Source organism: Gluconobacter sp. P5H9_a, from assembly GCF_018812085.1.
GTDB lineage: Bacteria > Pseudomonadota > Alphaproteobacteria > Acetobacterales > Acetobacteraceae > Gluconobacter.
In genome coordinates, this window is record NZ_JACRVW010000008.1 from 93161 (window position 1) to 104223 (window position 11063).

The following is an 11063-nucleotide window of genomic DNA, read 5'->3' on the forward strand; positions in this document are numbered from 1 at the left end:
GTCCATCCACCACTCAACAGATAGACAATCCCGCAAATCCGGGGTGACTCACCTCGGCGATCGTGCGACTAAACGGTGAGGGGTGAAAGGAATTCTGCGATATGGAGCAAACTGTAGCACAATCGGATTGCTGCACCTTTCGTCCTGCCACCTATTACATCGATGAGAGTGGGAACACCGGCGACCTGACCACGGCAAAGATCGAAACCTACGGCAAGGAGCAGCGCATGTTCACGCTTGCCGCCGTGGGCTGCGATTTGGACCAGCCGTTCAAGAATCGGTTCGAGGCCCTCAAGGCGGCCCATCGTATCCAGTCCGGGGAAGTAAAGTCTAGACAGGCCTATGAGCGGCCGCAATTCGTCTCTGACCTCCTCGACCTGCTAGACGAGCGAGGCTCCCCGATCTTCATCGAGGCAGTCGACAAGCATTATTTCGTCATCGCTAACATCATAGATCGGATTGTCGTGCCCTATGTTGGGGCGTGCGATGTTCAGCCAGGCGCGTTATGGATGAAGGGGGTGATGGCGGATCACATGGCGATCCACGGGCCGCCTAAGTTAGCCCAAGCCTTCATCTCCTGTTGTCAGAGCCGGGACTACGTCGAGGTCCGCGACTTCTACAAGCAGATCATCCGCTGGGCCCAGTCATGTCGGCTTCCCACCGAAGGTGTAGCCGATGCTTTCGTCCGCTTCACTCGCGACAGCCTCAAGGATTTTAGGAAGCTCCCCAAGGTAAGGGCGGTGGAGCGCGCGCTGCCCATTTCGGACACCGCACCTAAAGGCAAGCCCCTCTGGGTCCTGCCGAACCTGACGTCCTTCACCCACATCTATGCCCGGATCAACCGTTTCCTTGAAAAGCAGGTGTCGGGCGTGACGCTGTTCCATGACGAGCAACTGCAGTTCGGCGACATCCTGCGTCAGAACAAAATGGTGATGGAGGCCTTTACCAACGAGGATGTGATACCTGCATTCAAAACCGCGGATTTCGAGTTTTCGGCATCCGCGAAGTTGGAGTTCATGCGCTCCCACGATTGCATCGGCATCCAGATCGCCGACGTCCTGGCCGGCTTTGTCGCACGATACATCCAGGATGCAGTCTGGGGCGGAATAGCAATGGATCCTGGCCGGATGTCGMTTTTCAGCCGCCTTGTAACTGCTGGCGTGCCTGAGCGGGGAACAGGGGTGAACATCGTGGTCCCGGAAAGCCTGGTTCGCTTTCTCGGCATAGCTCCTCGAGCGAATTATTCATCTTAGAATAGAAATATTCCCTCTTTGGGCGGAATGAGCAGCGTATTGGGGAGGAAGCTGTGATGGCAGCGATCGACGATCTTAAACGTGAAAAGTATCTCAGAAGCACACCCACTGACCTGCCGGCCAGCCTTAGCAATGTCGTAGAATACAGGAAATCCGGTCTCAGCCTGAACCACGTCGTCGGGTGCCCGCTCGATTGCGGCTACTGCGTGCGCCACCTATTTGATAACTTCGAGATGAAGCGCCCTCATCTCGTGATGGACGATGAACAGGCGGTGGCCACGTTGATCGCGCATTGGGCCTTCGTTTCCCACGTCACCCCGGTCCAGATATTCAATCGCGCGACCGATCCGTTTCTGCCTCTGGTGAAGCAGCACATGCTACATTCCCTCGAACTGCTCGATGGGCACGGCCTCAGAAATCACGTTCTTGTCATTACCCGCTGGGAGGTCACGCCTGAGGACGTCAAACGCCTCGAACGCCTGCGGCATCTAAAGGTCACGGTTCTTGTGACCTGGTCTGGCATCGCGGACCCCCGTCTCGAACCGGTTGATAGCATGATCGCGGAAAGGTCGCTCGAGGTGCTGGCCGAACATGCCAGCCGGACGAAGAGGCTACTCTACTGGCGCCCCATCATAGCCGGTGTCAACGACACCGACGCTTGTATCGACAGGGCGAGCGCGCTGTCGCGACTGGCCGACGCCACCGTCTTTACAGGCCTGTTCCACCGCGAGCAGATTCGTGCACACTTCCGCTCGGCTGGCATTGAGGATCTCTATGCCGACGTGCCCAGGCGCAAGATCCTCCCGCGCGAGGTTGAGGAGCACGTCCTGCGCCGCTACTCCGGCGCGCCGATCTTCCGCAAGACCTCCTGCGGCATCGCCTACGTCTATGGGGAGACCGACTACAACGGCCATTACGGCATCCGCGAGATATGCGACATCTGCCCTGCCGGTCAGATCAGGCTATGCGCTGCAGGTCACCATGAGCCATCGCGTGAGCGGCTGTCGTCGCTCGCGAAGGCGGTGGGCCTAGACCCGGGACGAATTGAAATCGCTACGGGAAAGGTGATTGTTGAGGACAGCACCGAGCAGCAGCGCTATTTTATCCAGCATTCGCTGGGCTTTCAGGTGCATGATCGCGCTCAGCCGCATCTGCCGGAACGCCACGGCCGCGCTGAGGAGGGCTGGAGTTGAGCGAGATAATGTGGGCCGTCGACGTCGAAGGCAGCGGCAAGTCACCCCCTGAGATCGTCGAGCTGGCGATCGCCGAGATGGAGGGGCTGACTCTGACCGGGCGCAGCAAGCATTGGCGCTTCAGGCCAAAGAACGGCATTTCCCCCATCGCGTCCCGCATCCACGGGATCTGGGACGAAGACGTGGCCGATGCGCCCGAGTTCGAGGATGTCGTCGATGATGTGCTGCTGTGGCTCAAGGACAAGCCCATCGTCGGCCATAACGTCAAGGTCGAGGTCGACATCCTCAGCCAGGCGCTCGAAGGGTGGAAGCCCGCAGCTGCCTATGACACATTGAAGATCGCGCGGCGCCTTCTCTCCGCCGAGCAGAAGCATGGTCTGGAGCATCTCGGATCCAAGTTGGGCCTGAGCCCCGAGGCAGGGAAGATCACCGGCGGGCAGGCCCACTCCGCCCCCTTCGACGCGGTATTGTCAGCTCTGCTTCTGGACCACATGCTGCGCGACCAGACAGAGCATGACCAACGGTCGATCCTTGCCGATGCGGACATTCTGGGACGCGCCCAAGGCTCGCTCTTGTGAGGCAGCCACCATTCCGCATCGCGGTCGCAGGAACGCACTCTACCGGCAAGACGACCTTCCTCACACGGCTGAAGGAATTATTCGAGCAGCGCGGGATTGCCGTGGCCTACGTCCACGATAGCGCGGTCAACGCCAAGGACAAGGGCTTCCCGATTCTTGCCGACCACACCTTCGAAAGCACGGCGTGGCTGATGGCGAGGGCCATCGAACTGGAGGCCGAGGCCACCCTCGCGGCAGAGGTCATCCTCGTGGACCGTCCCATCTCCGACGCTCTCGGATACCTTCTGGCCGCACTGCGGCACACCAACAGGTCGATTGCCCCCGCCCGCGCCGAGGCTCTGGAGCAGATCTGCGAAGCCTGGGCGTCCGAATACGACCTCGCATTTCTGACGGTCCTCGATCCATCTCTCGAACTCGGTGCGGGGCGTGACGGGGATGCGCTTTTCCGCTCGCGGGCCGCCGAGGAGGTGACCCGTGTGGTCGACAGGTTCATGCCCGACCGCCACCTTCTTTGTCATGGCGGCGCGGAGGCAGCCTTGGCGCTCGCCATTGCCGCGTTCGAAGATTACGGCCGTGAAGCCTCATGATGGACCTCGAGCAGATCGTGCCCGCGAGGATAGCCGAACACCGGGCGATCGGGCTGGCGGGCGAGCGCCGTATTGGCCTCGGTTGCATGGCGCTGACCGGGATCTATGGCTCCGTTGGCCGTGAGCAAGCCATCGCGACGATCATCGCGGCCCTGGATCATGGCGTGACGCTTTTTGACACCGCCCCGCTGTATGGCGACGGCGCGAACGAGACGTTGCTGGGCGACGTGCTGGGCGGCCGTCCCGATGCGACCATCGCCACCAAATTTGGCCTCTATGCTGATGCTGGGGGTAGTCTCTATCGCGACAGTCGGCCCGCGCAGATCAGGCAATCAGTCGAAGCCTCGCTCACGCGACTGAGGCGCGATCGCATCGACCTGTTGATCCAGCACCGCACTGATCCCAATACGCCTGACGACGACGTTCAGGCCTGCATCGAGGATCTGATCTCCGCAGGCAAGGTGGGTGAGTTCGGGATCTCAGGTGTTTCCGCCGACCTGATCGCAAGCCGGCCAATGGGATGCGACCTCGGCGCTGTACAGAACGAGCTTTCCCTGACGACCGGTCCCAAGGGAGCGGAGGTTGCCGCCTCGGCTGCGCGGGGCGCCTGCTTCATGGCCTTCTCCCCATTGGGACGAGGCATCCTGACAGGCTCAAAGCCGTCACGGCCAGACGATCTCAGGACATCTATGCCGGCTTTCGCGCAGCTCTCCACGAACGGGCGCTGCCACAACGGTAGCTCTGGCGACGATATCGAAGCTGGGGCCCAGGCCTCCGCGCGCCGGGCGCTGGCCTGGGCTCTTGCACAGGGCGCCAATGTCGTAGCTATTCCCGGCTGTCGATCCCCGGACCACGTCGCAGCGATTTTTGATGATGCCGATGGCCTCACCGCCGTTCGTGCCCCTATGATCGAGGACAAGCTCTCCCAGCACGTTTCAGACTGAAGCGGCCTGGGGCATGCTTTGGGGTGACGTGGCTTCGAGCGTGTCCAGGCTATGCCGACCAGACGATGATGCTACATCCTCGGCGAGCTCTACCTTCGAGAGCATCAGCAGTCCACTTGCCCTGAAGGTAAGCCCTTCGGCACCGGTCTACGCCGAGGCAGAAGTGTTTGCCGCGGCCCGTGCGCGCGCCAGCCGATTCAACCGCGTCAAGTTGTCTCTCAGCACGTGATCCGTCCTGAGGGCCTGTTCCAGATCAAAGCCTAAGCCGACCAGCATCAGCAGTTAGAATACCGCTTCGGTTGGGAGAGCCGCTTCTAGGACTGAGCCAGCATAGCGCCCGAGCAGCGGGGCATCCCCGTGAGCGTAGCTGCCGCGAATTGTTGGAATGAGGCGACATGTCTCCTCGGCATTCGATAGTAGTATGGACAAGCCATACCGCGCTTGGAGCAATGCCAAGAAAACCTACAATCATATCGCGAAAGACAGCGTGTTGAGGTTTCCGATCAAACCTCTGGACCGCTTAGTAAGATTCGAACCTCGACTGGGTGGAACGCGTGCGCAAATCCGCTATCCGTCTTTGCCGGCAGACCGTCGGATGGATTTATGCCGGCTTTTGGGGAAACTCTTCCAACCGCCTATATGACCGGGATGAGGCGTAAACGGAACTTCTGCTTATGCCTCATGTCGGACATGCGTTTTAAGGCTCCATAGCGGACATACATGCTTAAGAGTCATCTATAACGGCCGGACGCGTCTATTCGATATACCTACTCATCTGACGGAAAAAAACATGCCGTCACTGTGTTTGTTCTATTTCTCTCGCTAAGGCTTTAATTTCGGCTTCCATACCCTGCCACTCGGAATAGACAGAATGGTCTATATATATTCGGTGCACATGATATTCTGCACCCGAAGCTACGATAGGTGAAACGAGAGATATGTCACTACATCTGTCTCCCATCTTAATATTAATTTTTTGCGTCTTTGGCGTTATCGCAGATGCTCTTTTGTATAGGATGCGCTTAGAAGAATCATAAAAACATTTCTCTGAAATAAATCTCTCATCAGTTATTAATTTATCGCATATTTTTTGACATATATTCTGAACTAATTTGAAATGGTCAGTAGCACTTTCGTCGACGCGTTCTGGAAATATTGAATCAACAATTTTCCATACATCTATTACCTTGAATAGGTCTCTTCTATAAATCATATCAATGAGTTTTTTAAGGTGATCATCGGTAGATACACTGAATAATCCAATAGAATACCAAAACAGTGAATCATCCAATCTTAGCAAATTATCGATATCATCCGGATTATTTATCAAAACAACAAAAGGGTGTGTATCGGACAACCCTACAGAATCTAGATCTTTTGCATCTATGTATCTAAAAACCTTGCTAATTATCAAACCAAACATATATTGAATACTGCGAGTTTTTTTGTGTAAATATATTGTAGGATACAGCTGAAAAAGAGTAACAAGATATTGCTCTATAGAAGCATAGGCTTTACTTTCTATAGAAAAATAGAAATTATCATCATCTTCTTTTTCAACAGTTATATTTCTCAATATCCACTCTAGATCTATTCCACCGGAAGAAACTCCAGCAAAGTATGGATCTCGCCGAACATAGTCCAGCCTGTCAGCATCAAGCTGTGAAGAAATTATTGATTTGTATATGCTTTTACTTCTCTTGCCTTTGTCGTCAAGCATGTCAGAAACGTCATTCGACATTCCTGGGTATATCTTGTTGAGGATATTCGATATAGATCCACTCTTGATAATGCGTTGACTTATTTTTTCATGGTTTACTGATAAAAATAGGGGATCTTTTTCTATTTTATTAGTTTCCGATCTATATTTTTTCTCAAGATGTTTTTTTACTGCATCCTCAAAAACGTGGCTAAACATTCCGTGTCCAACATCGTGAAGCAGGGCAGCAGCCAAACATGCCAAGCCTTCATTACTCCAGTTTCCATTCACTACCTGGGGTTCAACAAGTGCAAGCATTTTCTTAGCAACATGAAAGACCCCAAGAGAATGAGAAAACCTAGTATGTGTAGCTGATGGAAAAATATGGTCTGAAAATCCTAACTGCTTAACTCTCCGTAGTCTCTGATAAAATGGGTCACTCAAGATGCTAAGTAATTGAGTCTCTCGACCTTCAAAATCTACAAATCCGTAGATAGGATCTTTAATCTGCTTATTTTCTGTATAGAAGTTATTCATTGAAAACTCTTTGAGATAATTAATCTCAAGCATCCTCATATCAAAAACCCATTCCGTCAATATCATAGGAAATTATTATATAAATAAGGATGGTTGCACTCACATTATCTAAATGTCCAAAGTGCGCGGTAGAGACACCTTACCAAGCATGATCACTATCCTTTTTTGTATCTATTACCGGACATTCTGCTTCCCCCTGATCTGCCTGTCCGCTCAGTGATGCAGGAGCAGGCAGGCGGCATTCTTTAAAAATTACGCTCTATTCAAAAATTATAGGGTTCCCGAGGGACATGATCTGGTTAAGTGATCTGTCTATACAGGGAGGGTAAATGACATACCGTCGAGAATGGAAGGGCGTTGAATGGCAAGAATTCGCGTTGCAGCTTGTTCAGCGCCGTCATCGCGCCGAGAACGTCCAGATCGTTCCCGACAGAGTCAAGGGCGACGCGGGCCTCGAGTTCTTCACGACATGCGGCTGTCTCTACCAGTGTTATGCCCCTGAAGAAGCCTCGGACGTAGCAAAAGCAGCGAGTGCGATGAAGGCGAAAGCCAGTCGCGACTTGAAGAAGCTCGATAAGAACAAGGCGACGATCGAAAAAATTCTCGCCGGAACGCAGGCGAGAAGGTGGATTCTTCTCTGTCCGTTTCTGGACAACAAGGACGTCGTGGCGGCCGTGCGCGCCCACGGCATGGCCGAGAAGGCCAAAGGCCTTGCATTCCTCGACAGCAGTTTCGAAGCGCTCTGTCACTCGCAGCAGGATTTTCAGGCAGAAATCGAGCTTCTGAAGAGCCTGTCGCTGGGGCCACCGATTAGTGTGGTCGTCCCGACCGACGAGCAGGTCAAGGATGCCGCCGCAGCCACTGAAATTGGCGCACGGATCGATGACAAACTCGGACGTGCGTTGGGCCCTGCCGTTTCCCTGGGACAAATCGCTACGAAGCGCGACCAGTATGTGAAAGCTCATCTGCACCGCGAAAACGCGCTTGAACAACTGCGCGAGAACCACGCGCTCTTGTGGGAGCGCGCCTACGAGACGATCGATGCCGAGGAAGCCAGGCTGATAGCCGTCGGAGCTTTCTCGACAATTCCCGTCCAGCAGTTGCAGGAAAGCATGGTCCGGATCGAGGCCTCCCTTGCCGCAGCACTGCCAACGCTGGCCCCGGGATTTCTTACCCGCATCGCGCTAGGCACGATCAGCGATTGGCTAATCAGATGCCCGCTCGATTTTCCGGAAAGCGATCAGGCGTGAGCACACCAGATTTCACCAACACCCGCTTCTCGTTCAAGAGGCGACCTATACCGGTACCAGGCGACATGCGGATCGCGTGGCGCGTGTCTCTGATCCTCCTGATGCTGGCGGCATCGAGGTCGAGCAAGGCATCACTCGCCAAGCTTCACATTCTGAACGATGCGATCAGGTCAAACCAGGTCGCTCGCCTGAAGGAGGCCACCTCCGCGGGGGTCAAGATCCTGCCTTGGAACTTGCGGGTGGAGCCAGCCTTCGCGCGAGCGATCGACTTTGTGGTTGGCGAACGGCTCGCGACCTGGACGAAGGCCAGCGGTCGAGCTTCGCTGCAGCTGACGGCCAGCGGAACTGCGGCTGTGACCAAGCTGGAAGGCGTCGAGGACGCGCTCGAGCTTGAGCGCAACATCATCACCAAATACGCGAAGAAACTTACAGAAACCCGCGTATCAGAACTGCTTGGCGAGAGAACTGCAGCATGATCAAATTGCGCCACCTGCGACTCCGCTCCTTTACGGCAGAGCGAGCCTACAAAGCTGATATCGGGTTCGAGGACGGGCTAAATATTATCCAGGCCGGCAACACCTCGGGTAAGTCGACGTGCCTCCAGGCGATCATTTACGCGCTGGGTCTTGAGCGTTCGCTAGGGCCGCAGCTCGCGATCCCGCTGCCCTATGCCATGCGCGAACGTATCCATACTGCCGAGAAGGCCGAATATGAAAGAGTCCTGCAATCCTTCGTCGAACTCGAGATCGAGAATGAAGCTGGTGAAATCGCCGTCGTCCATCGCGACGTGGTCGGAGGTAAGAACACCAAGCTGATCCGAGTCACTTTCGGCGCGACGCTGAGCAGCGGCTTGCCCTCCACGGACCAACGGGATTTCTACGTCCTCGACGGCGGGGCCGCGGTCCAAGAGGACGGATTCCACCATTTCCTCACTTCGTTTCTTGGCTGGGACCTGCCGATTGTCTCGCGGTTCGATGGGAACGAATGCCCGCTCTACCTTGAAGCCATCTTCCCGATGCTGTTTGTCGAGCAGAAACGGGGTTGGTCTACCATCCAGGGGCCGTTCCCAACTTTTCTTCGTATCCAGGACGTTGCCCGGCGCGTAATGGAGTTCCTGCTCGACCTCGATGTGGCGCAGTATCGTCGGCAGCGCTCGGAACTGCGCAATGCCATTGCTGAGTGCAAAAACCAGTGGTCACGGGAGCGTATCAAGCTTCAGGAAGCAGCTGCCAAGATCGGAAGAATTCGGGGATTGCCGGAGAAGCCTACTGCTGAGTTCGCGCAGGAGCCTGAGATCGATCTTCAGCTATTCCATAAAGGAGAATGGGTAAGACTAACCGAGCTCGCCGGCGAGATTGAAGCGGACGTCACCGCTCTCGAGACCACACAAATGCCGACGATCGATACGATCGCACCTGAGATCGAAGCCCGAATTGCCATTCTCCGAACCCAAATCGACGCGGAGACGGCAGTTTTGGAAGCTGTTCGCAACGAGCGCGCTGCCGAGGTTCAGGATAGCAAGGCTCTGACCACGCGGGTCCAGGCGCTCGAAATCGACCTGCGCCGGAACCAGGATACGCAGAAGCTGCAACGCCTTGGTTCGGATCTCGGCAAGGCTGCGCACGAACATATCTGCCCAACCTGCCATCAGGATGTGACCAGCGAATTGCTTCCGACTGTGGATTCTGTCGGCATGGCGCTCGAGGAGAACATCACCTTTGTCAAATCACAGCTGGAGCTCTATCGCTCCGCCCTCGACGCATCCGGTCAACGATTAGAGGAAATCGCAGGCCGTTTTCGCGGCGTTGATCGCAATCTTCAGGACAAGCAACAAGAACTGCGCAGTCTGCGGCAGGAATTGCTACGTCCGGGAACTTCGCCATCCCGTGCTGCAATTGAAAATTTGGTTCGGCATCAGAACTTCCTCGCGCAATTACGCAGTATCGACGATCTGGCCATCTCGTTGATTGACGATCTGCAGAAGATCGCGGCAGATTGGGCAAAGGCAAACGCCTCCTTGCGTGACCTGCCCGAAGACAACCTCACCACAGCCGACAAGAAGAAAGTCGGTGTGCTGACCGCCAAAATCATCCACCAATTGACAGTCTATGGATTTCGATCGTTCGAACCGGAAGAGATTGCGCTCTCCACCGACAACTTCCGGCCATTGGTTCGCGCTCGCGAAGGTGACGATGTCATCGAGAAGGAAATCAATTTCGAGGTTTCGGCGAGCGATGCCATCCGCCTCAAATGGGCCTATCTCCTGGCCACATTCGAATTGAAGCGCGAGAAGGACACGAACCATCCGGGCCTCGTCGTGTTCGATGAACCCGGACAGCAGGAAATCGCCTCACGCGATCTTTTTGCCTTTTTAAAACGGGCTTCCACAGCGAGCAGGAGCAATGGACAGGTCATCGTGTCGACCTCGGAGAAGCTGCCGCTCGTAATCGACGAGATGCAGGGACGCGCGCATATCATCGACTTCCCGGGCTTCATTCTGCAGCCTGATCTGGACGCGCGCCCACCGCACGATTTCGAGGCGCAGTTGGGCTAGCCGCGCTGTAAATCGGACGGTTTGATTTTCGCCGATAAGGGATGGCGTCGGTGGATTTCGCGCCATCCGCTTTTCACACGAGTTGGGCTTTTGGGTTCAATGAACAGGGTTAGCGATCCGTACTGGATGTCACGAGGTTCTTCCGCCGCCAGGAAGCGGAGAAGGAGTCGATCCCGAGCGTTACCCATACCAACAGGTGGAGTCGCCGCTCTGGGAGCCCTAGGTGTTTAGTCCCGTGTTTTGATGGTGTGATATTTTCACGCGAGTGGAAGGAAGCCTTATGGGACAGATACGTCATGGCAGCGCCACGACCACGCACGCCGTGCGAGCAGCACTACAGCGATCGCAGGCTTCGCTCGCGACGCTGAGCGAGGAGTTCGGGATCAACCCGAAAACAGTTGCAAAATGGCGAAAGCGTCAAACGGTTGAGGATCAGAAGACAGGTCCTAAAGAGCCGCGCTCAACGGT

At 55.4% G+C, this 11063-nt stretch carries 9 protein-coding genes and 1 pseudogene; 9 read left to right on the plus strand and 1 reads right to left on the minus strand.

All coding sequences use genetic code 11. From position 1 onward, the window contains the following. Positions 1-101: 101 nt before the first annotated feature. Genes KP708_RS09955 through KP708_RS09975 form a run of 5 tightly spaced genes read left to right on the plus strand, consistent with a single transcriptional unit; the run spans position 102 to position 4555 of the window. Positions 102-1253 carry a DUF3800 domain-containing protein gene (locus KP708_RS09955; protein WP_215757172.1) on the plus strand — a complete coding sequence of 384 codons (1152 nt, stop codon included), beginning with the start codon at positions 102-104 and terminating at the stop codon, positions 1251-1253. A 56-nt stretch (positions 1254-1309) separates the two neighbouring features. Continuing rightward, positions 1310-2446, plus strand: a complete 1137-nt coding sequence (locus KP708_RS09960; RefSeq protein WP_215751262.1) for a hypothetical protein — start codon at positions 1310-1312, stop codon at positions 2444-2446. Then, positions 2443-3024 carry a 3'-5' exonuclease gene (locus KP708_RS09965; RefSeq protein WP_215751263.1) on the plus strand — a complete coding sequence of 194 codons (582 nt, stop codon included), beginning with the start codon at positions 2443-2445 and terminating at the stop codon, positions 3022-3024. The genes KP708_RS09960 and KP708_RS09965 overlap by 4 nt, the downstream gene beginning before the upstream one ends. Next, the gene (locus KP708_RS09970; protein ID WP_215751264.1) at positions 3021-3611 is read left to right on the plus strand and encodes an AAA family ATPase; all 591 of its coding nucleotides are present in this window, start codon (positions 3021-3023) and stop codon (positions 3609-3611) included. The genes KP708_RS09965 and KP708_RS09970 overlap by 4 nt, the downstream gene beginning before the upstream one ends. Before the next feature lie 17 nt (positions 3612-3628). After that, complete coding sequence (locus KP708_RS09975) at positions 3629-4555, plus strand: aldo/keto reductase (RefSeq protein ID WP_215751265.1); 927 nt, start codon at positions 3629-3631, stop codon at positions 4553-4555. Between the two features lie 796 nt (positions 4556-5351). Here the strand turns inward: KP708_RS09975 and KP708_RS09980 are convergent. Then, the gene (locus KP708_RS09980) at positions 5352-6830 is read right to left on the minus strand and encodes an HD domain-containing protein (RefSeq protein WP_215757173.1); all 1479 of its coding nucleotides are present in this window, start codon (positions 6828-6830) and stop codon (positions 5352-5354) included. Positions 6831-7120: 290 nt separating this feature from the next. Between KP708_RS09980 and KP708_RS09985 the strand changes: the two genes are divergently transcribed. The 4 genes and pseudogenes from KP708_RS09985 to KP708_RS10000 all read left to right on the plus strand — a co-directional run. Beyond that, complete coding sequence (locus KP708_RS09985) at positions 7121-8041, plus strand: hypothetical protein (RefSeq protein ID WP_215751267.1); 921 nt, start codon at positions 7121-7123, stop codon at positions 8039-8041. Then, a complete protein-coding gene (locus KP708_RS09990) occupies positions 8038-8517 on the plus strand; it encodes a hypothetical protein (RefSeq protein WP_215751268.1) in 480 nt (159 codons plus the stop codon). Before KP708_RS09985 ends, KP708_RS09990 begins: the two co-directional genes overlap by 4 nt. Then, positions 8514-10595 carry an AAA family ATPase gene (locus tag KP708_RS09995; protein WP_215751269.1) on the plus strand — a complete coding sequence of 694 codons (2082 nt, stop codon included), beginning with the start codon at positions 8514-8516 and terminating at the stop codon, positions 10593-10595. The genes KP708_RS09990 and KP708_RS09995 overlap by 4 nt, the downstream gene beginning before the upstream one ends. Before the next feature lie 280 nt (positions 10596-10875). Further along, positions 10876-11063: pseudogene (locus tag KP708_RS10000) on the plus strand (IS481 family transposase); the annotation flags it as partial.

Bases quoted from the DNA above. Each gene is read 5' to 3' on its own strand.
- KP708_RS09960 (WP_215751262.1), top strand. From the start codon at position 1,310: ATGGCAGCGATCGACGATCTTAAACGTGAAAAGTATCTCAGAAGCACA.
- KP708_RS09980 (WP_215757173.1), bottom strand. From the start codon at position 6,830: ATGAGGATGCTTGAGATTAATTATCTCAAAGAGTTTTCAATGAATAAC.
- KP708_RS09985 (WP_215751267.1), top strand. From the start codon at position 7,121: ATGACATACCGTCGAGAATGGAAGGGCGTTGAATGGCAAGAATTCGCG.
- KP708_RS09995 (WP_215751269.1), top strand. From the start codon at position 8,514: ATGATCAAATTGCGCCACCTGCGACTCCGCTCCTTTACGGCAGAGCGA.